The organism is Pseudooceanicola antarcticus (assembly GCF_900215355.1).
Lineage (GTDB): Bacteria > Pseudomonadota > Alphaproteobacteria > Rhodobacterales > Rhodobacteraceae > Pseudooceanicola > Pseudooceanicola antarcticus.
Genome location: NZ_OBEA01000006.1, coordinates 230810 through 252594 on the forward strand (window position 1 = coordinate 230810; position 21785 = coordinate 252594).

At 67.2% G+C, this 21785-nt stretch carries 21 protein-coding genes and 1 tRNA gene; 8 read left to right on the forward strand and 14 right to left on the reverse strand.

Annotated elements, in window-relative coordinates:
• Positions 1–10: 10 nt before the first annotated feature.
• From CRO50_RS15800 to mnmH, 5 genes are all read right to left on the reverse strand, one after another.
• Positions 11–1501, reverse strand: a complete 1491-nt coding sequence (locus CRO50_RS15800) for a PhnE/PtxC family ABC transporter permease (protein WP_179747302.1) — start codon at positions 1499–1501, stop codon at positions 11–13.
• Entirely contained in the window at positions 1498–2157 is a 660-nt protein-coding gene (locus CRO50_RS15805) for an ATP-binding cassette domain-containing protein (protein WP_097146889.1), read from the reverse strand. Before CRO50_RS15805 ends, CRO50_RS15800 begins: the two co-directional genes overlap by 4 nt.
• Entirely contained in the window at positions 2157–2999 is an 843-nt protein-coding gene (locus CRO50_RS15810; RefSeq protein ID WP_097146890.1) for a putative selenate ABC transporter substrate-binding protein, read from the reverse strand. The genes CRO50_RS15805 and CRO50_RS15810 overlap by 1 nt, the downstream gene beginning before the upstream one ends.
• 94 nt (positions 3000–3093) lie before the next feature.
• Positions 3094–4149 (reverse strand): selenide, water dikinase SelD, encoded by a 1056-nt coding sequence (gene selD / locus CRO50_RS15815; RefSeq protein WP_097146891.1) that lies wholly within the window; start codon positions 4147–4149, stop codon positions 3094–3096.
• Positions 4149–5213: a tRNA 2-selenouridine(34) synthase MnmH gene (gene mnmH / locus CRO50_RS15820; protein ID WP_097146993.1), complete on the reverse strand. Its 1065-nt coding sequence runs from the start codon at positions 5211–5213 to the stop codon at positions 4149–4151. The genes selD and mnmH overlap by 1 nt, the downstream gene beginning before the upstream one ends.
• Positions 5214–5372: 159 nt before the next feature.
• On the opposite strand from mnmH, the gene CRO50_RS15825 reads away from it, so the two are divergent.
• A tRNA-Leu gene (locus tag CRO50_RS15825) sits at positions 5373–5456 on the forward strand.
• Positions 5457–5682: 226 nt separating this feature from the next.
• Here CRO50_RS15825 and CRO50_RS15830 read toward each other — a convergent pair.
• From CRO50_RS15830 to CRO50_RS15855, 6 genes are read right to left on the reverse strand one after another with little or no spacing between them, the layout of a single operon-like run.
• Positions 5683–7584: a CocE/NonD family hydrolase gene (locus CRO50_RS15830; RefSeq protein ID WP_232617804.1), complete on the reverse strand. Its 1902-nt coding sequence runs from the start codon at positions 7582–7584 to the stop codon at positions 5683–5685.
• 8 nt (positions 7585–7592) lie between these two features.
• A complete protein-coding gene (locus CRO50_RS15835; protein WP_097146893.1) occupies positions 7593–9167 on the reverse strand; it encodes an ABC transporter substrate-binding protein in 1575 nt (524 codons plus the stop codon).
• Between the two features lie 19 nt (positions 9168–9186).
• Entirely contained in the window at positions 9187–10245 is a 1059-nt protein-coding gene (locus CRO50_RS15840; protein WP_097146894.1) for an ABC transporter ATP-binding protein, read from the reverse strand.
• Positions 10242–11219 carry an ABC transporter ATP-binding protein gene (locus tag CRO50_RS15845; RefSeq protein ID WP_097146895.1) on the reverse strand — a complete coding sequence of 326 codons (978 nt, stop codon included), beginning with the start codon at positions 11217–11219 and terminating at the stop codon, positions 10242–10244. The genes CRO50_RS15840 and CRO50_RS15845 overlap by 4 nt, the downstream gene beginning before the upstream one ends.
• Positions 11216–12112: an ABC transporter permease gene (locus CRO50_RS15850; protein ID WP_097146896.1), complete on the reverse strand. Its 897-nt coding sequence runs from the start codon at positions 12110–12112 to the stop codon at positions 11216–11218. The genes CRO50_RS15845 and CRO50_RS15850 overlap by 4 nt, the downstream gene beginning before the upstream one ends.
• Entirely contained in the window at positions 12109–13080 is a 972-nt protein-coding gene (locus CRO50_RS15855) for an ABC transporter permease (RefSeq protein WP_097146897.1), read from the reverse strand. Before CRO50_RS15855 ends, CRO50_RS15850 begins: the two co-directional genes overlap by 4 nt.
• Positions 13081–13244: 164 nt before the next feature.
• Here CRO50_RS15855 and CRO50_RS15860 point away from each other — a divergent pair, with 164 nt between their 5' ends.
• Positions 13245–14147 (forward strand): LysR family transcriptional regulator, encoded by a 903-nt coding sequence (locus CRO50_RS15860; RefSeq protein ID WP_097146898.1) that lies wholly within the window; start codon positions 13245–13247, stop codon positions 14145–14147.
• Between the two features lie 91 nt (positions 14148–14238).
• Here the strand turns inward: CRO50_RS15860 and CRO50_RS15865 are convergent, their stop codons facing one another.
• Together CRO50_RS15865 and CRO50_RS15870 are read right to left on the reverse strand one after the other, a co-directional pair.
• Positions 14239–15027 (reverse strand): SDR family oxidoreductase, encoded by a 789-nt coding sequence (locus tag CRO50_RS15865; protein ID WP_097146899.1) that lies wholly within the window; start codon positions 15025–15027, stop codon positions 14239–14241.
• 25 nt (positions 15028–15052) lie between these two features.
• Positions 15053–15466: a VOC family protein gene (locus CRO50_RS15870; protein ID WP_097146900.1), complete on the reverse strand. Its 414-nt coding sequence runs from the start codon at positions 15464–15466 to the stop codon at positions 15053–15055.
• Positions 15467–15558: 92 nt separating this feature from the next.
• On the opposite strand from CRO50_RS15870, the gene CRO50_RS15875 reads away from it, so the two are divergent.
• Positions 15559–16419, forward strand: coding sequence for a LysR family transcriptional regulator (locus tag CRO50_RS15875; RefSeq protein WP_097146901.1), 861 nt, complete (start codon positions 15559–15561; stop codon positions 16417–16419).
• On the opposite strand, the gene CRO50_RS15880 is transcribed toward CRO50_RS15875, so the two are convergent.
• A complete protein-coding gene (locus CRO50_RS15880; RefSeq protein WP_097146902.1) occupies positions 16397–17338 on the reverse strand; it encodes a 2-hydroxyacid dehydrogenase in 942 nt (313 codons plus the stop codon). The genes CRO50_RS15875 and CRO50_RS15880 overlap by 23 nt on opposite strands.
• Before the next feature lie 432 nt (positions 17339–17770).
• Here CRO50_RS15880 and CRO50_RS15885 point away from each other — a divergent pair, with 432 nt between their 5' ends.
• From CRO50_RS15885 to CRO50_RS15905, 5 genes are all read left to right on the forward strand, one after another.
• The gene (locus CRO50_RS15885; protein WP_097146903.1) at positions 17771–18646 is read left to right on the forward strand and encodes a transporter substrate-binding domain-containing protein; all 876 of its coding nucleotides are present in this window, start codon (positions 17771–17773) and stop codon (positions 18644–18646) included.
• Positions 18647–18716: 70 nt separating this feature from the next.
• Entirely contained in the window at positions 18717–19478 is a 762-nt protein-coding gene (locus CRO50_RS15890; RefSeq protein WP_097146904.1) for an amino acid ABC transporter ATP-binding protein, read from the forward strand.
• Positions 19478–20146 (forward strand): amino acid ABC transporter permease, encoded by a 669-nt coding sequence (locus tag CRO50_RS15895; RefSeq protein ID WP_097146905.1) that lies wholly within the window; start codon positions 19478–19480, stop codon positions 20144–20146. The genes CRO50_RS15890 and CRO50_RS15895 overlap by 1 nt, the downstream gene beginning before the upstream one ends.
• 9 nt (positions 20147–20155) lie before the next feature.
• Entirely contained in the window at positions 20156–20827 is a 672-nt protein-coding gene (locus CRO50_RS15900; protein WP_097146906.1) for an amino acid ABC transporter permease, read from the forward strand.
• A gap of 22 nt (positions 20828–20849) precedes the next feature.
• On the forward strand, positions 20850–21776 hold the full coding sequence (locus CRO50_RS15905; protein WP_097146907.1) for an N-carbamoyl-D-amino-acid hydrolase: 927 nt from the start codon (positions 20850–20852) through the stop codon (positions 21774–21776).
• The last annotated feature ends 9 nt before the right edge of the window (positions 21777–21785 follow it).

The window sequence follows — 21785 nt, forward strand, 5'->3', positions numbered from 1 at the left end:
GGGGAGGCTGTCAACGCGCGCGCTCTCCCGGATCGCGCCCCCTGGTCCCCTCGATCCGCACCCGCCGCCCCGGCAGGAGCACCGCCCGCAGCCGCCGCGACAGGCTGTCGACCGCCAGCGTCAGCAGCACCGTCACCACCAGCAGCGCCGCCACGCGGTCCAGCCGCAGCTCTTCCAGGTTCTTCTGGACGTAGAAACCCAGGGTGCCGAGGCCCAGCACCCCCATGATGGCGCTCTCGCGCAGGATGATCTCCCAGCGGTAAAGGCACAGGGCGCGGAAGTTGCCCTGCAGGCGGGGCATCAGCTCCCACCCCCACAGGGTCAGGCCGCGTGGGGCGTCAGCGCGCAGGGGCAGCGTCGCGGCCTGGCGGCCCAGAAGGTGCGCGATGATGGCGCCGTTGTGCAGGCCGAGGGCCAGCACCGCGGGCAGCATGGAGGGGCCGAGGATCTGCAACAGCAGGAAGGCCAGCATGTACTCGGGCGTCGAGCGGAAGAGCACCAGCAGCGCATGGCCCAGCTTCGCTCCGAGCCGCCCCGCAACCCGTGGCACGATCAGCGGGAAGGCCAGCGCCGCGAGCACGCCGGCCAGCACCAGCGCCAGTTGCCCCAGCACCAGCGTATCGACCAGACCGGGCCAGCCCTGCTGCCACAGCACCTTGTCCAACCAGCCTCCCCAATCCGCGCCGGTGCGCAGGGGCGTCGGGGTGATGTCCTCCAGGAAGCGACCAAGGGCGCCCGCGCCCATGGGCGGCACCTCGATCCGCGACAGCGCCCAGAGGCTGGCCAGCAGGTAGGCGGGCATCAGCCGCCAGCGCGCCCAGTAGCGGATCGGCAGGATCAGCAGGAAGAACACCCCCAGCACCACCATGGCGCGGTCGTACTGTGCCTGGCGGAAATAGGTCTCTAGCTCGAAGCCCAGGGTGGGCAGGCCGATGAAGCCCAGCACCGCCGAGCTGCGCAGCCCGCATTCCAGCCGGTAGAGCGTATAGGTGGCCACCTGCGGCAGCACCTGCGGGTAGCGCTGCCAGATCAGCGCGGTGACCCTGCCCGTGCCGGCGGGCAGCGCCAGCCCCCCGCCCCGCGCCTCGTCGAGGTATTCCGAGAAGACCTTGGCGAAGATGCCCGCGTAGGGAAGCCCGATGGCCAATACCCCGGTCAGCGGCGAAAGCCCGGTGAGGTTCATCAGCAGGAGCGCCCAGAAGAGCTCGTGCAGGGCGCGGATGGCGATACAGGGCAGCCGCACCGCGCGCAGGTGATAGAGCGGCGCCAGCAGCAGGCCCGCCACCGCGCCAAGCGCCACGCCGCAAAGCGCGAAGGCCAGGGTCAGCATGGCCGCATGGGCCAGCCCGCCGGGGTCCGAGAAATCGGGCGCCGCCAGCCCCTGCCCGATCCGCGCCAGCGTCAGCCAGGGGTCAGGGCGCGGGGACGAGAGATCGGCCAAGCAAAGCGCCAGCAGGCTCGCGGCCAGGAAACCCAGGCCGATGCGGCGCGCGGCGCTCACGCGTAGAGCTCCATCAGACGGGCGCGGTCGCATTCGGCCACGGGCGCATCCAGCACCACGCCCCCGGCTTTCAGCCCGATGATCCGCGTAGCGGTATCCAGCGCCAGGTCCAGATCGTGCAGCGCCAGCACCGAGGTCTGGAACGTACCTGCCAGCGCGCCCAGAAGCTCTGCGGCCTGGGCGGGATCGAGGGCCGAGACCGGCTCATCCCCCAGCACCACCGCCCCGCCCCTGAGCAGCGCACGCGCCAGCGCCACCCGCTGGCGTTGCCCGCCCGAGAGCTGCCCCACCCGGCGGCGGCCAAGACCTGCCAGGCCGACCTGTTCAAGCACCGTCTCGACTTCGGCCCGTTCCGTGGCGGAGGGGCGCAGCAGGATGCGCAGGTTGCGCGCCGTGCCCGCCGCGTCGAGCCGACCCATCCAGGTGTTGTGAAAGACCGAAAGCGCATCGACCAGCCCGTGGTCCTGCGGCACAAGCGCCACCCTTGCGCCCGCGATACGCTGGCCGAGCGCCGTCAGCAGGGTGGATTTCCCCACCCCGCTGCGGCCCAGGAGCGCAATGCGCTCTCCGGGGTCTATCTCGAGCGAGACATCGGAAAGGACGGCGCTGTCACCCCATCCCAGCCGCTCCCCCGCGAGGGAGACGAGCGGCGCCATCAGTCGATGATGTCGAGCTGGCGCGCGGTGTCTTCGATGGGCTGGTAGAAGCCGTTCTCGGCCGGGATGAAGGAGGCCCGCGGGAAGGAGGCCAGAAGCTCCGGGTCGGTCAGCGACAGCAGCGCCTGCTGGACCTTGGCGGTGAAGCCCTCGCCGAAGCGCGCATCCACGTCGCCACGAATGGTCCAGTTGTAATCGGGGTACGGCGGGGTCTGCCAGATCACATGGGCCTGGTCTGCCTCCGGCGCGCCATCGGCCTTGGCCTGGTCGTAGACGGTGTAGTTCAGCGCACCGACTTCATAGGCGCCCGAGGCCACCAGCCGCAGCGTCTGGCCGTGATCGCCCGAGAAGCCCACGTCCGAGAACAGCTCTTCCGGCGCCTGGCCGGTTTCTTCGCGGATGTAGAACTCGGGCATCAGCCGGCCCGAGGTCGAGCCCTGCGAGCCGAAGGTGAAGCTGCGGCCCGCGATATCGGGGAAGTCTTCCGAGGCCTCGATCCCGGCGTCCGCGTTGGCGATGAAATAGGTGACGAAGCTCTGGTCTTCCTCACCCTGTGCAATGGCGGTCGAGCCCGGCACCAGCGCGCGGGCCTGCACGCCCGAAAGGCCACCGAACCAGCCCAGCTGGATCTGGTCGTTGCGGAAGGCCAGCACGGCGGCGGCATAGCTCTTCACCGGCACATAGGCGACATCGACGCCCAGTTCGGCAGAGAGGTAATCGGCCACGGCGCCGAAGCGTTCGACCAGCTTGGTCTCGTCATCATCGGGGATGGCCGAGAAATAGAGCGTTTCGGCGCTGGCAGTGCTTGCCAGCAGCGACAGGAGGACAGCAAGGCGTTTCATGGGGCCTCTCTCTTGCACAGGGTTTCGGTTGGGGCGCCATGCCCCGCTCGTGCCGCTTGCGCGGACTTTCCTTGGTGCCTTTGCCGCGTGGGGCTCAGGCAATACTGACGCCGGCGCCGGGGGCCATACGGCCCACGGAAACGGCGGCGTCGAATCCATGGCGGGCGAAGGTGGCCAGCACCTCCTCGACCGCGTCGGGGGCGCAGGCGACCAGCAGCCCGCCCGAGGTCTGGGGATCGCAGGCCAGCGCCCGGTCGATCTCGTCCAGATCATCGGAAAGGGTGATCTCCTCGCCGTAGCTTGCCCAGTTGCGCCCAGAGGCGCCGGTGATGTTGCCGGCCTCGGCCAGGGCGCGCACGTCGTCCAGCATGGGCACCGAGGCCCAGTCGATCTGCGCCTGCAGGCCCGAGCCCCGCGCCATCTCCAGCGCATGGCCGGCAATGCCGAAGCCCGTGACATCGGTGATGCCATGCACCCCCTCCAGCGCCGCCAGCTCGGGGCCGGGCGTGTTGAGCCGGGTCATGGTCTCGATCATCCGGTCGTATTGGGTGGCGGACAGGGTCTCTTTCTTCAGCGCGGCAGAGTAGATGCCGACGCCAAGCGGCTTGCCAAGCACCAGCACGTCGCCCGCCTGCGCGGTGTCGTTCTGCTTCATCTTGCGGGGGTCGACGATGCCAATGGCCACCAGGCCATAGATCGGCTCGACGGAGTCGATGGTATGGCCACCGGCTACCGGGATGCCCGCCTCTGCCGCCGCCTTGGCGCCGCCCTCCAGGATCTTGCCGATGGTCTCGCCCGAGAGCGCATTGACCGGCATGCCCACAACCGCCAGCGCGAAGAGGGGCTTGCCGCCCATGGCATAGACATCCGAGATTGCATTGGTCGCCGCGATGCGCCCGAAGTGCTCGGGATCGTCGACGATGGGCATGAAGAAATCGGTGGTGGCGACGATGGCCTGATCCTCGGAGATCTTGAAGACCGCCGCATCATCGGAAGAGCCGATGCCGACCAGCAGCTCCGCCGGGACCGGCAGCGCCTTGGTGCCCTGCAACAGGCCCGAGAGCACGCCCGGCGCGATCTTGCAGCCGCAGCCGCCGCCGTGGCTGAGAGAGGTCAGGCGGGGTTCGGAGGGAAGCTTGGTATCGGCCATCATTTGTCTCCTGAGGTCAGGGCGGTCACTTGCGCCGCGATGCGCGCGGCCAGCTCGGGCAGGTCCTCGGGGGCGAGGCTGGGGACCTCGACCTCGGTCACCTGGGCGGGGTCCATGCGCGCACGGTGGCGCAGGTAGCCCGGATCGTAGCGGATTTCCATCAGGCTGCGGGCCAGGTCCCGGAAGTCACCGGCGCGGGCCTGTTCGTGCCAGACCTCGACCTGCTCGGCGGCAAGATAGGGGCGCAGGCTGTCCAGGATGTCATGCAACCTCGCCTCATTGGCGATCACGTCGCTATAGGCGCGGGTCAGGTAGGCCGCGCGCTCGTCCAGCGGCGCGTTCAGCACGATCCGCGGCGCGGCCTTCATCGCCGTCCAGAGCGCCGGCGGCACCCGGCATTCCCCCACCTTCGAGCTCTCCGCCTCGATCACCACGGGCCGCGTGGGGTCGAGCTTCACCAGTTCCATGGCCAGGGCCGTCTCGAAACCGCGCTGCTGCGGCTGCGGCCCCATGGCGCCGAAGAGAGAGCCCCGGTGATTGGCCAGCCCCTCGAGGTCGATGATCTGCACGCCCTGCGCCTGCATCAGGTGCAGCAGCTCGGTCTTGGCCGAGCCGGTATTGCCATCGAGCAGCACCACCGGCGCCGGGAAGGGTTTTTCGTAAAGCGCATCGACAACCAGCCCGCGGAAGGCCTTGTAGCCGCCCTCGATGGTTTCCACCCGCCAGCCGATCTGGCGCAGGATCGTGGCAAAGGAGCCCGAGCGCTGTCCGCCGCGCCAGCAATAGACCAGCGGCTGCCAGGAGCCGTCCCGGTCGGCCAGCGGCCCCTCGAGGTGGCGCGCGGCATTGCGCGACACGAGAGCCGCCCCCACCTTGCGCGCGGTGAAGGGAGAGACCTGCTTGTAGATCGTGCCGACGCGGGCGCGTTCGGCATCGTCGAGCACCGGCAGCGAGATCGCTCCGGGCAGGTGGTCATCGGCATATTCCGCCGGGGCCCGCACGTCGATGATCTCGTCGAAACCGAGGGTGGAGAGGTCGTTGAGTGAAGTGAGCTTGATCGCCATGGGCCGCAAATATCGCAAAGCCCGCGCAAGAGGAAGCTCTGCTGTCACCGCCCTGCCCTGCCCCTGGGCTTCAGGCGGCGGGGGCGCGTTTTTCTCTTCTATCCGCCCCGGTGCTTTGCTAGTAAGCGCTCCACGCAGCCCTGCTCGGGGCTGCCGGTTGCGGGTGTGGCGGAATTGGTAGACGCACCAGATTTAGGTTCTGGCGCCTTTGGCGTGGGGGTTCGAGTCCCTTCACCCGCACCACATTGATTTCAAACATATTTTCACCAGCCCCCTTGTGCGAAGCACGGCGCCCCCTGGTGCCGGTGCATCTGCCTCGACGGCCCATGATGCACGCCGCGATCCGGGGGCTTGCAGCTCCGGTCGGTCATGCCGACATCCCCGGACCATGAGCGCGTGGCTGACGGCACGTCCCGTTCCGGCACCGCTGCCGGCCCCCGCCAAGTTGCGGAGGCCGGCAGCGGGCCAATCAGCCCTTCAGAACCTGAAGCTCCAACACCGTGCCCTCGCCCAGGTGGACGGTGTTATGCGCCACGCGGCTGCCACGCGCCGTGCCCTCGGGTTCGCCGGTGTTGAAGTTGATGTCGTACTTCGGGAAGTTCGACGAGGAGATATCCAGCCGCAGCCGGTGCCCGGCCTTGAACAGGTTCACCGTGGCAAAGGGGGTGATGGTGATCTCGAAGGCGCCCTCGTCCGGGGCGACCAGTTCGGGGCACTCGTAGCCCTTGCGGTAGCGCACCCGGAAGATCCCGTCGGTGATGTTCATCGCATAGCCGCGCGGGTAGTCCGGCGAGGGCGGATAGACATCGACCAGCTTGGCGGTGAAGTCGGTGTCCGGCGCATCGGTCGAGACCTTGAGGCGGATCGTCACCGGCCCCGCCACCAGCAGGTCCTCGGCCAGCGGCGCGGTCTGGAAGGACAGCACGTCGCGCCGCGCGATCAGTGGCAAGCCTGGATTGGTGCAGCCGAAGAAGCGCGCGTCCTCGGTCTGGTCGAAGGCGCCGCCCTCGAAGATCGGCTCACCGGATGTGAGCGAGCCGCCGATGGTCGGCACCGGGTCCGCCGGGTCATAGGCATAGCCCATCTCGCCCGCAGCCGGGCTCTCGGACAGCGACATGTCCGGCGACGGGTAGAGGCGCAGCGCCTCGGCCTCGGGGATCGGCCAGTCAGAGGCCTCGATCCAGTGGCCGCCGTGATCCAGGTGCCCCTCGGGCGTCTTGCGGCCAGAGCCGCCGCCCATGACGAAGAGATGCACCCGCTCGTCACGCAGGCTTGCGCCCTGGTCCTGATCCTTAAGCCAGCGGGCGAAGAACTTCACCCGGAAGGCCAGCCAATCCTCGTCGACCTGGCCGTCGAAGGTGGCATGGGGGCCGAAATCCACGTCTCCGAAGACCCGGCGCGAGCGGTTGCCATGGGTCCAGGGGCCCATGATCATGGTCAGCGGCCGGGCGGCATCGCCCTTCAGGCCGGTGTAATTCTCAAGCGTGGTCTGGACATAGGCGTCATACCAGCTGGACATGAAGATGATCGGGATCTTCGGGAAATCGTGGTAGTAGCCTGCCGCCCAGATGCCGGTCTTCTTCCAGAAGTCGTCGAAGGTGCCGTGCTGCCACTGGTCCAGCAGGTAATCCTCGTAGTCGGGATCCCAGCGGACCGGAGAGCGGCCCTTGGTCCAGGGCGTGCGGGTCATCCAGCCGGCCAGGTCCTCGGCCTCGATGGCGCCCAGCACGGCGGGCTCGGCTGCGGCGAGCGGCGCTTCCATCGCGCGGTTGTAGGCCCAGGTCGCCTGCTTCATCTCGAGCGCGCCACCCTGTCGGATGCCGCAGGTGAAGGCGTTCGAGAATCCACCCGAGTCGACCGCCATGCAGGCCAGTCCCGGCGGGTTCAGGCAGGCCATGGCCATCTGCACATGAGCGTCATAGCTCAGCCCCATGGTGCCCACTCGGCCATTGCCGAAGTCCTGCTCGGCGATCCAGACCATGCTGTCGTAGCCGTCTTCGGCTTCGTTCAGATACTTGGTGAAGCTGCCCTCGCTGTCGTAGCGGCCCCGGCAGTCCTGCCAGATCACCACGTAACCCTCGGCGACCAGCTTGATGGCCAGCTCGGGGCGGCTGTAGGAGGTGGGGCGCGCCACGGAAAGCTCGGTCCGCGGCGTGCCCGCCTTGTCATAGGGTGTTCTCTCGAAGATCACCGGGCGCGGAGCCGGATCGGCTCCGCCGTCGGCGCCTGCCGGACGATAGACATCGGTGGCAAGGCGCACGCCGTCCCGCATCGCAACCATCACGTTGCGATGCACGACCACCCCCGGTGCCACCGGCTCGGCCGGGGTCAGGGACGCTGTTTCAAGCAGGGTATCAGTGGGGGTGGTCATTGGGATCATTACTCGGCAGAGGTCACTTTTTGCGGCAGGGTCTGTTCCGACAGACCGGCTTCGATGGTCAGCCCGTCACGCAGGCCCCAGTGGACCTTCTGCCAGTAGAGCGGCACGATCGGGGTCTCGTCGAAGACCAGCTTGGTGGCATCTTCCAGCTTGGCGATGCGGGTCTCGGCGTCGAACTCCTGCAGCGCGTCGGCCAGGGCCGCGTCGAATTCGGGCGACGAGAAGCGCACGCGGTTGAAAGCGCCCTTGCCGGCCTCCTTGTCGTAGCTGTGCAGCAGCGACTGCAGGTTCGGCGCCGAGGTCGGGGTGGACGACCCCAGCGAGAAGACGAAGGCACCGTAGTCGCCCGCCGAGGCGGCCTTGGAATAGACCGAGTAGGGCAGTGCTTCGACGCCGTTCACCTTCAGGCCGCCGCGCGACAGCATCTGGCCAAGCGCCTGCACAAGGTCACCGTCGCCGGGGAAGCGGTCGTTCGAGCTGTAAAGCGTCAGGCCGAAGCCCTCGGGATAGCCGGCCTCGGCCAGCAGTTCCTTGGCCTTCGCTACGTCCGGCTTGTCGGCCGGCACATCGGTGTTGTGGCCGCCAAGCGCGTCGGGCACCAGCTGGCCCGCCGGCACGCCGGAGCCGCCGAGGATGCGATCCACGATCAGCTCGCGGTCGATCATCAGCGAGATCGCCTTGCGGACGCGGGCGTCCTTGAAGGGGTTCTCGGCCAGCGGGTTGCCATCAAGATCGGTGACAGCCGGTGCCTGGTCGAAGCGCATGGACAGGCCCAGGTAGATCACCCGGCCCGAGGGGGTCGAGAAGACATGGGTGCCGTCGGTGCCCTCGAGGCGCGCCACGTCCTGCGGCGGCACGGCGTCGATCACGTCGACCGCGCCCGACAGCAGCGCCGCCACGCGGGCCGCGTCGTTCGAGATGTAGCGGATCTCGACCTCGTTGAACTCGGGCACGGTGCCCCAGTAGCTGTCGTTGGCGTGCATGGTCAGGGTCTCGCCCGGCTTCCACTCTTCCAGCACGTAGGGGCCGGTGCCGACGGCGGTGGCGGGGGACGAGAAGTCCTCGCTTGCCTTGCCCTCGGCTGCGGCCTTCGAGATGATGAAGACGCGGCCGATATCCTCCATCAGCGCCGGGTTCGGCACGTTGGTGGTGATCTTGACGGTCAGGTCATCGACGGCCTCGACGGTTGCCAGCGAGGACACCATGTCGGTGTAGGGCGCGGGCGAGTTCGGCACCTCGTCGGCGCGTTCCAGCGAATAGACCACGTCGGCGGCGGTGAAGGCCGAACCGTCGTGGAAGGTCACGCCCTCGCGCAGGTGCAGCAGCCAGGTGGTCTCGTCCTGGATCTCCCAGCTGGCGGCGAGGCCGGGGGAGACCTGGAGGTTCTCGTCGAAGGCCACGAGGCGATCGAAGAACATGGTCGAGGTCATCTGGTTGTTGCCGGTCCGCGAGAACTGCGGGTCGATCGAACTTTGCTCGGAAGCGCGGCCGATGGTCAGGTCGGCGGCCCAGGCGGGCATCAGCCAGGTGGTGGACAGAAGGGCCGCGAGAACGGCGGTCTTGGTCAGGCGCATTGGGTTGGCTCCTTGTTGGTCAGTCGATTGCGGGGATGTCGCCGGTCGTGACGCCGGCTTCGGAAAGTGGCCGCCCGGTGCCGCCATCAAGGTGGCAGGCAACGGAATGACCGGGGCTGGCCTGGGTCAGCACCGGACGTTCGATCCGGCACCGGTCCATGGCGAAGGGGCAGCGGGGGTGGAAATGGCACCCCTGCGGCGGGTTCACCGGCGAGGGGATCTCTCCCTTCACCGAGGAAAAGCGATGGCCGCGCCGGTCGATCCGGGGGATCTCTTCCAGCAGGGCCTGGGTATAGGGATGGCGCGCCGCGTCGAAGATGCGGTCGGTGGGGGCGGTCTCGACCACCCGGCCGAGGTACATGATCACCACCCGATCCGAGATGTAGCGCACTACCGAAAGGTCATGGCTGATGAAGAGCAGCGTCAGCGACAGCTCCTCGCGCAGCCGCACCAGCAGGTTGATCACCTGCGCCTGGATCGAGACATCCAGCGCGGCGATGCTTTCATCGCAGATCAGGAAATCGGGGTTCACGGCCAGGGCGCGCGCGATGCCGATCCGCTGCCGCTGCCCGCCCGAGAACTGGTGCGGATAGCGGTTGGCCATGGCGGGATCGAGACCGACCAGACCCATCAGCCGCTCGACCTCGGCACGGACCTCGCCGCGCTTGACCAGCCCGTGCAGCCGGGGCGCCTCGCCGATGATGTCGATCACCTTCTTGCGCGGGTTCAGCGAGGACATCGGATCCTGGAAGATGATCTGCGTGGCAAGGCGCATGGCGCGCGCCTCGGCGCCCTTCAGCTTGGCGATGTCCTTGCCGTCGCGGGCGACCTGCCCGGAAGTCACAGGCAACATGCCCGCCACGACGCGGCCCAGCGTGGACTTGCCGCAGCCGCTCTCACCCACGAGGCCAACGACCTCGCCCTCGGCGATCTGCAGCGAGACGTCATCCAGCGCATGCACGGTCGGCGGCTCCTCGGCCAGCCCGACACGCATGGCGAGGCGCTCGGCCAGGTCGGTCTTGCGGCGGAAATGCTTGGTGACGCCCGCCACCTGGATCATCGGAGCGGTCCCGGTCATACCATGGCCCTTTCGTCTAGCGGGTGGAAGCAGCGCCAGCCCCTGCCCTGCACCTCGGTCTCGGCGGGTTCCGTCAGGCAGGCCTCGGTGGCGCGGGCGCAGCGGGGGCGGAAGGGACAGCCCTCTGGGCGGCCAAGCGGCGGCGGCGCATTGCCGGGGATCTGGCGCAGCGGCTGGCCGCGGTCGTTCTCCATCGGCAGGCTGTCGATCAACCCGCGGGTATAGGGATGGCGCGGCGCGTCCAGCACCTCGTCCACTGTGCCGCGCTCGACGATGCGACCGGCGTACATGACGGCCACCTTGTTGGCGAGCTGGCCCACCACGCCCAGGTCATGGCTGATCCAGATCAGGCCCATGCCCATCTCGCGGGTCAGGGTCTGCACCTCGGAGAGGATCTGGCTCTGGATCGTCACGTCCAGCGCCGTCGTCGGCTCGTCCGCGATGATCAGGTCGGGCTTGTGCAGCAGGGCGATGGCGATGGCCACGCGCTGGCGCATGCCGCCCGAGAACTCGTGCGGATAGGCGTCGATGCGTTCATCGGGATGCGGGATGCCGACCTGACCCAGGGCATCGCGGGCCATGGCGCGGGCCTCGGCCTTGCTGACCTTTGCATGGGCGCGCACGGTCTCGATCATCTGGGTGCCGATGCGCAGAACCGGGTTCAGCGTCATCATCGGGTCCTGGAAGATCATCGCGATGCGGTTGCCGCGCAGGTCGCGCAGCCGGCGGGGGCTGGCGCTGCGCAGATCCTCGCCAAGGAAGCGGATATCGCCCTCGACCACCCGGCCCGGCGGGTCGACCAGACCCAGCAGCGAGAAGCCGGTGATCGACTTGCCCGAGCCGCTCTCGCCGACGAGCCCCAGGATCTCGCCGCGTTCCAGCGTCAGATCGACGCCATCCACGGCCTTCACGGTGCCTTTCGGCGTCTCGAACCAGGTGCGCAACCCGCGCACTTCCAGAAGGTGATCACTCATTGGGCCAGCCTCGGGTTCAAGATTTCACGCAGGCGGTCGCCGACGATGTTGACCGAGAAGACCAGCACCAGCAGCAGCAGGCCGGGGTAGACCGACATCCAGTAGAGCCCGGCCAGCATCACCTGGTAGCCGTTCGAGATCAGCAGCCCCAGCGAGGGCTGGGTGATCGGCAGGCCGATGCCCAGGAAGGACAGCGTGGCCTCGGCGGCGATGGCGCTTGCGACCTGGATGGTGCCGATGACGATCAGCGGCGGCAGGCAGTTGGGCAGGATGTGCCCGCCCATGATGCGCCAGGCGGGGATGCCCAGGCAGCGGGCCGCCTCGGCGTATTCCTTGCCGGATTCGACCAGTGCCGTGGCCCGCACCGCGCGGGCGAAATAGGCCCATTGCACGAAGACCAGCGCCAGGATCACCTTGCCGACGCCCTGCCCGAAGACCACCAGCACCATCAGCGCCACGAGGATCGTCGGGAAGCCCAGCATCAGGTCGACGAAGCGCATGATGAAGCTGTCGAGGAACCCGCCCCGATAGGCCGCGATCAGGCCAAGCGCCGTGCCGACCAGCATCGCCAGAAGGCCCGAGGTCACGCCGACCGCCAGCGAGGTGCGCAGGCCATAGAGCATGGCCGAAAACATGTCCCGCCCCTGCCCGTCGGTGCCGAGGATGTAGGTCATCCCCGAGTAGCCTTCGCTCATCGGCGGCAGCTTGGCGTCGAAGAAGTCGATCTCGTTCAGGTCGTAGGGGTTCTGCGGCGCGATCAGCGGCGCGAAGATGGCCGAGAAGACGAGGATCAGGCAGATCACCGCAGCGATGGTCGCCTTGGGGCTCGAGAGCAGGCCACGCAGGATGCGCGCCGCCATGCTCTCGCTCTTGCGGAGGGAGAACGTGGTCATGATGCGCGGCTCCGGATGCGGGGGTCGAGCAGCGAATAGAGCACGTCGACAACAAGGTTGATGACGATGAACATGGCGACGATCACCAGGATGTAGGCCACGACGATGGGCCGATCGAGCATGTTGATGCTATCGATGATCAGCTTGCCGACGCCGGGCCAGGCGAAGATGGTCTCGGTCACCACCGCGAAGGCGATGAGGGAGCCGAACTCGATCCCCAGCACGGTGACGATGGGGATCAGGATGGTCTTCAGCACATGCACGAAGAGGATGCGGCGCTCGCTGATGCCACGGGCGCGGGCGTATTTCACGAAATCCAGCGGCATGGTTTCCTGCACGCCGGTCCGGGTCAGGCGGATCACCAGGGCGATCTGCGCCAGCGCCAGGTTGGTGGCCGGCAGCAGCAGGTGGATGAAGCCGTCCCAGGTGGCATAGCTGGTGCGGATGCCCAGGATGTACCCGGTCTCGCCGCGCCCGGTCGAGGGCAGCCAGCCCAGCCAGACGGCGAAGATCATGATCAGCATCATGCCCTGCCAGAAGTTCGGCAGCGAGAAGCCCAGGATCGAGCCGGTCATGATCGACTCGTCGGTGACGCTGCCCGGCTTCACACCCGCGATCAGGCCCAGCGGGATGCCGAGGATCAGCGACAGGATCAGCGAGGTCGTCACCAGTTCCAGCGTCGCCGGCAGGCGCTCGAAGATCACGTCCAGCGCCGGGCGGTTGTAGACGAAGCTGCGGCCGAAATCGCCCTGCAGCGCCGAGGTGATGAAATTCAGGTATTGCAGCGGCAGCGGGTCATCGAGGTGCAGCGAGGCGGCAACCTGGGCGCGCTCGGCCATGGAGGCATCGGCGGGCAGCAGGATCTCCAGCGGGTCGCCGATGGCATAGACCCCGAGGAAGACGACGAGCGAGGTGATGAACAGGACCAGAATGGCCTGAAGCACCCGGCGGAGAATGAAGACCGTCATCGGGCGTCGCCCTTTCCCGGTTGGTCCGACATGTTCTGAGGCATGGCTTGCTTTGCTGTGTCCCTGTTTTCGGAAGACCTTGTGCGAAGATTCGCGCATATGCAATATTATAAGAAATTGGCCTACCTATATGCGCATCTCGCATACAATGCCGGGATCAACGAATGCAGCTCAATCTTCTCGAAACCTTTCGCGTGGTCCTTGAAAAAGGCTCGACCCTGGCCGCGGCGACGGAGCTGGGGATCACCCAGTCCGCCGTCTCGCGGCGCATCTCGCAGCTGGAATCAGAGCTGAACCTCGAACTCTTCCTGCGCGACCGGGGACGGCTGGTGCCGACGCGGGAATGCCAGGCGCTGCAGGGGCAGATCTTCGGCATGGTCGACCGTGGCCAGCGCCTGCAACATCTTGCGCGGGACCTGCGGCGGGGCAACTCCCCTGCCCTGCGCCTGCGGGTGGCGGTGCCTGCCAGCATGACACTGTCGATCATGCCGCGCATCCTCAGCCGCTTCCTGGCCGAGAACGACCGCGTGCAGGTCGAGCTGCACACCGGCCCCTATGACACCATCGAGCGCATGTTGCAGGATGACCGGGCCGAGCTGGGCTTCCTGCGCATCCCGATCCAGCGGGCGGGGCTGAGCATCCTGCCGACTATCTCGGCACGCAGTGTCTGCGTCATGCCCGCCGGTCACCGGCTGGCCACCCGCGACGAGGTGAAGATGGAGGATCTGAACGGTGAGCCGCTGATCCTGCTGGGGCGGATGCGCGCGCCGCGCCGGGATCTCGATGCGGCCTTCTGGACGGCAGGTCAGAGCCCCTCGGTCAGGATCGAGGCGCATTCGGTGATGTCCGCCTGCTCTCTGGTTGCCGAAGGGCTTGGCCTGACCATCGTCAACGGGCTGATGGCGCGCGACTTTGCCCATCTGCCTGTCGTGCAAAAGCCGATTGCCCCGGCGATGACCGACCGTTTCGCCTTCGCCTTCAACGCCGAGATGCCGCTGAGCCAGGCCGCCGAGAACTTCATCGCCTGCGCCAATGACTTCCTCGAGGACCTGCTGGCCGAGCGGTGATCCCGGCGCGGCCCCGCCCCGACACAGGCGGCCGCGGTGCGCCCGGTGTCTTCGCAAAGCACCACGGCCGTTGCAATGTCCGGGCCGGTCCTCAGACGCTGCGGATCATGCCGCCGTCACAGCGCATCATGGTACCGGTCACGTAGCTGGCCGGTGCGCTGCACAGGAAGGCGCCGACTGCACCGAATTCCTCGACGCGGCCGTAGCGACCGGCGGGGATCGAGGCCTGCGACGCGGCGCGGACCTCCTCCATGGGCTTGCCCTGCCTTTCCGCCGCAACCCCATCCAGCTGATCGACGCGGGCGGTGTGGATGCGGCCCGGCAGCAGCATGTTGCAGGTCACCCCCTCGCTTGCGACCTCGGTGGCCAGGGTCTTGTTCCACCCCGCCAGCGCGGCGCGCAGCGTGTTCGACAGCGACAGGTTGGGGATCGGCTGCTCGATGCCGGAAGAGGCGATGGTCAGCACGCGGCCCCAGCCCTGGGCACACATGCCCGGCAGCAGAAGCCCCGTCAGCTCGATCACCGGCGCCACCATGGTCTGGGCCTGGGCCAGCAGGTCGGCCGCCTTGATATCCCGCGCCAGGCCCGGTTTCGGCCCGCCGGTGTTGTTGACCAGGATGTCGACACCGCCGAAGCGCTCCTGCGCGTGGCGGGCCAGAGAGGCGGCGAAATCGGCGGCAGAGAGATCGACGGTCACCCATTCCGCCTGCCCCACACCCTTGGCGTTGATCGCGGCGGCGGCCTCGGCCAGGGCGCTCTCGTCCCGGCCGGTCAGCATCACGCGAGCGCCCTCGGCGGCCAGGGCCTCGGCGACGCCCAGCCCCAGGCCCCGCGACGAGGCCAGCACCAGCGCGCGGCGGTTCTTCAGACCAAGATCCATTTCACGTCTCCTTCAACCGGATGGCTCAGCTCGCGAAGATGCCGGAGGTATCGGCAAAGCCCTTGATCTCGATCGGATTGCCCGAGGGATCGAAGAAGAACATGGTGCGCTGCTCGCCCGGTTCACCCTCGAAGCGGATGACCGGGGGGATGTCGAAGGCGACGCCCTTCTCTTCCAGCCGCGCCGCCAGGGCCTTCCAGTCGTCCAGCCCCAGCACGGCGCCCATGTGCGGCATCATCACCATGTGATCGCCGACCTTGCCGCTGCGCGTGGTCTCGAAGGGCTTGCCCAGGTGCAGCGAGAGCTGGTGACCGAAGAAGTCGAAATCGACCCAGGTCTCGGTCGAGCGCCCCTCGGCGCAGCCCAGGACATCGCCGTAGAAGCGGCGGGTTTCGTCCAGGTCGGTGACATGAAGGGCAAGGTGGAAGACGGATTGCATGGGGAACTCCGGGGTTAGGTCTTGTCTTGGGGTAGCCAAACGAGAGAGAAACGAAAAACGAATTTCTTTACCCCTGAGCGAAAGAAAAACTATTGGATACGCGGTTCCTGGAAAGCCTGCTGGCAGTTGTCGACCATGGCTCCATCGTGGCGGCGGCACAGGCGCAGGCGCTGACGCCGGCGGCGGTCAGCCAGCGGATACAGGTGTTGGAGCGCGACCTTGGCCAGACCCTGCTGGAGCGGCGCGCCAATGCCTCGGCCCCTTCGGCGGCCTGCCGCGACCTGCTGCCAGCGATGCGGCGGATCGTGAACCAGGCGCAGGAGCTGAAGCGCAGCGCCGATCCGGCGGTAGCGCAGGGGGTGTTCCGGCTGGGCGCGATCTCGACCCTGCTGACAGCGGCGGTGCCGGGAATGCTGATCGCCCTGCGCCAGAGCGCGCCCCGGCTCGAGATGCAGATCACGCCGGGATCATCGGCGGCGCTCTACGAGGCGGTGCGCAGTGGAGAGCTGAACGCGGCGCTGATCGTGGCGCCGCCCTTCCTCACGCCCTTCGGGCTGCAACAGCACCCGCTGCGCAGCGAGCCGCTCTGCCTGCTCACTCCCGAAGGCCACCCCGCCCGCAGCGCCGAAGAGGCGTTCTCGGGCCTGCCCCATATCGCCTATGACCCCGAGAGCTGGGGCGGTCAGATCGCGTCACGCTACCTGGCCGACCGGGGGCTGATGCCGCAGGTGCTCTGCGCTCTGGACGGGCTCGAGGTGATCTCGGACCTGGTGGCCAGCGGCATCGGGGCCTCGCTGGTGCCGGAATGGGCAGGGCTGCAGGGCGCCCGCCCCCTGCCCGACGGCGCGGGCTACCAGCGCCGCCTGATCCTGCTGACCCCCACCACCCCCGACCGCGCTGCCGCGCGGCAGGCGGTGCTTGACGCTTTGCTCAGTAGCCTGCCTGGCGGTTGACCAGATGCAGGAAGGCCTCGCCCGCCTCGCCGCGACGGATGTTCTCGGCGATGACCGCGGCGCTGGTGTCGACCCGCACCAGAGAGGCCACGTGGGGGCTGACGGTGACCTTCGGATGGGCGCGGAAGGGATGATCTTCGGGCAGCGGCTCGACCCGGAAGGTGTCGAGCGTGGCATGGCCAAGCGCGCCACTGTCCAGCGCGGCGATCAGCGCCGCATCGTCGATCAGCGCGCCGCGACCGGGATTGATCACCACGGCGCCCGCCGCCGGAAGGCTGAGGGTATGGGCGTTCAGCACGTTCTCTGTCTCGGGCGTGGTGGGCAACAGGCAGATGATGATCTCGGCCCCGGCAAGCGCCGCCTCCAGCCCATCGGGGCCCGCGTGACAGGTGATGCCCTCCAGCGCACGCGGCCGGCGGCTCCAGCCATGGACATAGAAGTTCAGCGCCGAGAGCGCCTGCGCGCAGGCGCCGCCCAGCTCTCCCAGTCCCAGCATGGTGACCTTGCGGTGCCGCGCCAGCTTTGGCGCCACCTGATCCCAGCCCGAGGAGGACAGGATATGGCGGTCCATGCCGATGTGGTGGCGCAGCACATGGGCGGTGACGAATTCCACCATTCCCTCGCGCTGGCCGGGATCGACCATGCGGGCCAGCGGCATGGTCAGGGTGGGGTTGTGCAGCACCTTGTCCACCCCCGCCCAGATCGACAGCGCCGCCCGCGCCCTGGGAAAGACCGAGAAGTCGCTGATCAGGTCGTTGGGGGTGAAGACGATGTAATCCACCTCCTCCGGGGCCAGGTCCCCTGCCACGCGCGCGGGCACGCCTGCCGCCTGAAGTGCGGCGCAAATGGCGGGGTGGAACTCCTCGTAGGTGGCCTTGGGGGCAGAGAAGAGGACATTGACATGACGGCGGGCGGACATCGGGTAGGCTCCTGACAGATGCGACAGGCATGCCTATTCCACGGCCCGGCGGGATTCTCCAAATCGGCCAGGCGCGCGGGGCGCCGAAATCGGCCCCATGGCCAGTTTTCGGGCCATCCGGCTGGAGCGATTGCGCGTCACATGCTCAAAAATCATCCACCCGAAATCGAGACGATCCGGCGCCAAGCGCCGATCTGGCCGGATTTTCGGGTTGTGAAGTGCAACCCGAAGAGATCGGGAATATGCTTTTATTACAGTTGACTAACCACCCCTACCGGCGCGCACCTGAACTATCCCGGACAGGATAGTATAACCTCAGCTAATACGTTTACTCCTGAGATAATCCGAATTTATCTGGTCTCATCCGGTCGCCACGCAGAGGTTGGCGGCACAGCGCATGCTGACAATGCGCGTTCCAACAGGAGACCTCCCTTGACCTTCAAACATGCATCCTTCGGCCTCGTCGCCGCCCTCCTCGCCTCCACCGCCGCCCATGCCGAGGGCGAGCCGCCCGCCGAAATCGCGCCCATCAAGGCCGGCGGCTACGAGGCCGGTGTCGACGGCACCTTCGCCCCCCATGCCTTCCCCACGCTGGACGGTGGCGTGCAGGGCTTCAACATCGACCTGGCCGCCGCCATGGCCGAGAAGCTGGGCGTCGAGATCGGCATCGTTCCGGGCCAGTACACCGGCCTCTTCCCGGCGCTGCACTCGGAAACCTTCGACTATATCGCCGCCCCCACCACGGTGACCGCAGAGCGTTCCAAGACGCTGCTCTTCACCGAGGGCTTCATGGAAACCAACTTCGGCTTCGCCACCCTGACCGGCTCTGACATCGACTCGGTCGAGGACCTGAAGGGCAAGACCGTCACGGCCAACAAGGGTTCGCTCTACGAGACCTGGCTGACCGAGAAAGCCGAAGAATGGGACATGACCGTGCTGACCTTCGGCTCCCAGGCCGATGCCTTCGAGGCCGTCACCTCGGGCCGTGCCGATGCCTCGATGGCGGGCATGACCGTGACCGCATGGGCCGGCAAGCAGAACCCGCGCCTGGAGTTCGCCTTCCAGATCAACACCGGCCTCAGCTGGGCGCTGCCCTTCCGTCGTGACGATTATGCCACCCGGAACCTCTTCGACTCGGTCCTGGAGTGCCTGAAGACCGACGGCACCATGGCCGCCCTCTCCGAGAAGTGGTTCGGCCTGACCCCGGAAGAAGGCGAGCTGATCGTCACCCCCGACGCCGGCTACGGCACCCCCGGCTTCGAGGGCTACCAGCCCGACGAGCACGAGGTCTCCTGCACCTTCGAGTGACCCCCGTCACTCGTCCCCACCGGGCCGGGGGCTTGCCTCCGGCCCGACCACCTCAGTTCCAGGTTTGCACATGACGGCAGCACAGCCCCTCCCCACGCTAGAAATCACCGCGCTGGAAAAGCGCTTCGGAGAGACGCAGGTGCTGCGCTCCATCGACCTGAAGGTCCAGAACGGCGAGCTGGTCTTCGTGATCGGCCCCTCGGGTTCGGGCAAATCCACCATGCTGCGCTGCTGCAACCGCCTGGAAGAGCCCACCTCGGGCGCGATCCACGTCAACGGCAAGCCGATGCTGGGCATCCCCCGGAAAGAGCTGGACCGCATGCGCCTGCAGGTCGGCATGGTCTTCCAGGGCTTCTTCCTCTACCCGCATCTTTCGGCGCTGAAGAACGTCACGCTGGCGCAACGCAAGGCGCTTGGCCGCTCCAAGGCCGAGGCCGAGGCCCGCGCGCTGGAAATGCTGGACAAGGTGGGCCTGAAGCACAAGGCCGATGCCATGCCGTCAGAGCTTTCGGGCGGCCAGCAGCAGCGTGTGGCCATCGCCCGCGCCCTGGCACTGGACCCGAAGGTCATGCTCTTCGACGAACCCACCTCGGCACTGGACCCCGAGCTCGTGGGCTCGGTCCTGAAGGTCATGCGCGACCTGCGCGAGCTGGGTATGACAATGATCGTCGTCAGCCACGAAATGCACTTCGCCCGCGAGGCCGCGGACCGCGTCGTCTTCATGGACGGCGGCGTCATCGTCGAGGAAGGCCCGCCTGAAGAGATCTTCGGCAACCCGAAATCCGACCGCCTCAAGGCCTTCCTGTCGCGTGTCTCGGGAGAGGCCGCCTGATGGACTTCTTCGACGCTTTCCTCAATCCCGAGATCATCGCCACCTACCTGCGCCCCATGGTGCGCGCGGTCTGGGTGACGATCTGGATCTCGGTGCTGGTGGTGATCTCGGGCCTTGCGCTTGGCGCCCTGCTGGCCGGGCTGCGCGCCTACCAGAAGCGCTGGCTGAGCTGGCCCATCGTGCTTTTTGCCGACCTGATGCGCGCCCTGCCGCCGCTGGTGCTGATGCTGATCCTGTTCTTCGGCTTGCCCTCCATCGGGATCATCCTGAACGACTGGTTCGTGCTCTACCTGATCCTGACCCTGGTGCTGGCCGCCTTCGTGGAAGAGATATTCTGGGCCACCATGACCTCGCTGCCGCGCGGCCAGTGGGAAGCGGGCGCGGCCACCGGCCTGTCGTTCCTGCAGGTGCTGGTGCACGTGATCTTTCCCCAGGCGCTGCGCATGAACATCCCGCCGCTGGTCAACCGCTCACTGACGATCTCGAAGATGACGGCCTATGGCTCGGTCATCGGGGTGAAGGAAATCGTCTCGGTCGCGGGCTCAGCACAGGCCTTCTCGGGCTCGGCGACACCGCTGACCATGGCCGCGCTGGCCTATCTGATCATCTTCTTTCCGGCGATGCTGCTTTCCCGCTACATCGAAGACCGGTTCCACTACGAGCACTGAGGGACCGCAATGGAAAACTTCATCGACGCCTTCTTCAACATAGACATCATGCGGCAGGCCACGCCGTTGCTGCTGAAAGGCGCCTGGGTCACCCTGCAGCTTTGCGCCGTGGTGATCTTCCTGGGGCTGTTCGGCGGCCTCGGCCTCGCGCTGCTGGCCTCGTCGAAATCGGCCCTGCTGCGGCTGCCCTCGTTCCTCTTCATCGACATTTTCCGTGCCATTCCGCCGCTGATCCTGCTGATCCTGATCTACGCGGGCCTGCCCTTCGTCGGCGTGCGCGTGCCGCCCTTCGTCGCCGTCTGCATCGCCTTCCTGCTGAACAACTCCGCCTACTTCGCCGAGATCTTCCGGTCGGGCATCAAGGCGATCCCGAAGGGGCAGATGGAAGCGGCGCGGGCCACCGGGCTCAGCCCCGCCCAGGCCCAGGCCTGGGTCATCCTGCCCCAGGCCGTGCGCAACGTGCTGCCCGACCTGCTGTCCAACGTGGTCGAGATCGTCAAGCTGACCTCGATCGCCTCGGTCGTGTCGCTGTCCGAGCTTCTCTACAGCGCCAACATGGCCCGCGCGGTGACTTACAATTCCTCGCCCCTGGTGATGGCCGCCGGCCTCTACCTCCTCCTCCTCTGGCCGCTCGTCCGCGTGATCTCACGCTTCCAGCGTGGCCTTTCGATCAGCCATTGAACTATTAGAAGAGAGCGTAACGATGACACGCATGATCCTGGCCGCAGCACAGATGGGCGGCATCCAGAAGGACGAGAGCCGCGAAGCGGTCGTGGCGCGGATGCTGGCGCTGATGGCCGAGGCGCACGCAAAGGGCGCGGGCTTCATCGCCTTCCCCGAGATGTGCCTGACCACCTTCTTCCCGCGTTTCTACGTCGAGGACCGCGCCGAGTTCGACCATTGGTTCGAAAAGGAAATGCCCGGCCCCGCCACGCAGCCCCTGTTCGACGCCGCCAAGGCCTATGGCATGGGCATGACCTTCGGCTATTGCGAACTGACGCCCGAGGGGCAGCACTTCAACACGGCAATCATTGTCTCTCCGCAGGGCGAGATCACCCTGAAGTACCGCAAGATCCACCTGCCCGGCCATGCCGAGTACGAGCCCGAGCGCACGCACCAGCACCTGGAAAAGCGCTACTTCCTGCCCGGTGACCTGGGCTTCAACGTCGCCCGCAGCCAGGACGTGCTGATGGGTCTGGCGATCTGCAACGACCGCCGCTGGCCCGAGGCCTGGCGCGAGCTGGGCCTGCAGGGGGTCGAGCTGGTCTGCATCGGCTACAACACGCCCTCTCAGAACAACCTCTCCAAGGACGAGGGGCTGGAACAGCGCCTCTACCACCATGAGCTTTCGGTCTGTGCCGGGGCCTACCAGAACTCCACCTACGCCATGGCCGTGGCCAAGTGCGGCATGGAGGACGGCAACCACATGATCGGCGGCACGATCATCGTCGACCCCGACGGCTTCGTCATCGCCAAGGCGGAAACCGAGGGCGACGAGGTGATCACCGCCGAGGCCGATTTCGCCAAATGCGCCTTCGGCAAGTCCACCGTCTTCAACTTTGCAGCCCACCGCCGGATCGAGCACTATGGCCGCATTGCCACCCAGACAGGCGTCAAGCTGCCCGAATAAGACTGCGAG

Bases quoted from the DNA above. Each gene is read 5' to 3' on its own strand.
- CRO50_RS15895 (WP_097146905.1), top strand. From the start codon at position 19,478: ATGGACTTCTTCGACGCTTTCCTCAATCCCGAGATCATCGCCACCTAC.
- CRO50_RS15835 (WP_097146893.1), bottom strand. From the start codon at position 9,167: ATGCGCCTGACCAAGACCGCCGTTCTCGCGGCCCTTCTGTCCACCACC.
- CRO50_RS15855 (WP_097146897.1), bottom strand. From the start codon at position 13,080: ATGACGGTCTTCATTCTCCGCCGGGTGCTTCAGGCCATTCTGGTCCTG.
- CRO50_RS15860 (WP_097146898.1), top strand. From the start codon at position 13,245: ATGCAGCTCAATCTTCTCGAAACCTTTCGCGTGGTCCTTGAAAAAGGC.
- CRO50_RS15900 (WP_097146906.1), top strand. From the start codon at position 20,156: ATGGAAAACTTCATCGACGCCTTCTTCAACATAGACATCATGCGGCAG.
- CRO50_RS15880 (WP_097146902.1), bottom strand. From the start codon at position 17,338: ATGTCCGCCCGCCGTCATGTCAATGTCCTCTTCTCTGCCCCCAAGGCC.
- CRO50_RS15805 (WP_097146889.1), bottom strand. From the start codon at position 2,157: ATGGCGCCGCTCGTCTCCCTCGCGGGGGAGCGGCTGGGATGGGGTGAC.
- CRO50_RS15840 (WP_097146894.1), bottom strand. From the start codon at position 10,245: ATGACCGGGACCGCTCCGATGATCCAGGTGGCGGGCGTCACCAAGCAT.
- selD (WP_097146891.1), bottom strand. From the start codon at position 4,149: ATGGCCGATACCAAGCTTCCCTCCGAACCCCGCCTGACCTCTCTCAGC.
- CRO50_RS15890 (WP_097146904.1), top strand. From the start codon at position 18,717: ATGACGGCAGCACAGCCCCTCCCCACGCTAGAAATCACCGCGCTGGAA.
- CRO50_RS15865 (WP_097146899.1), bottom strand. From the start codon at position 15,027: ATGGATCTTGGTCTGAAGAACCGCCGCGCGCTGGTGCTGGCCTCGTCG.
- CRO50_RS15830 (WP_232617804.1), bottom strand. From the start codon at position 7,584: ATGACCACCCCCACTGATACCCTGCTTGAAACAGCGTCCCTGACCCCG.
- CRO50_RS15810 (WP_097146890.1), bottom strand. From the start codon at position 2,999: ATGAAACGCCTTGCTGTCCTCCTGTCGCTGCTGGCAAGCACTGCCAGC.
- CRO50_RS15870 (WP_097146900.1), bottom strand. From the start codon at position 15,466: ATGCAATCCGTCTTCCACCTTGCCCTTCATGTCACCGACCTGGACGAA.
- mnmH (WP_097146993.1), bottom strand. From the start codon at position 5,213: ATGGCGATCAAGCTCACTTCACTCAACGACCTCTCCACCCTCGGTTTC.
- CRO50_RS15905 (WP_097146907.1), top strand. From the start codon at position 20,850: ATGACACGCATGATCCTGGCCGCAGCACAGATGGGCGGCATCCAGAAG.
- CRO50_RS15845 (WP_097146895.1), bottom strand. From the start codon at position 11,219: ATGAGTGATCACCTTCTGGAAGTGCGCGGGTTGCGCACCTGGTTCGAG.
- CRO50_RS15850 (WP_097146896.1), bottom strand. From the start codon at position 12,112: ATGACCACGTTCTCCCTCCGCAAGAGCGAGAGCATGGCGGCGCGCATC.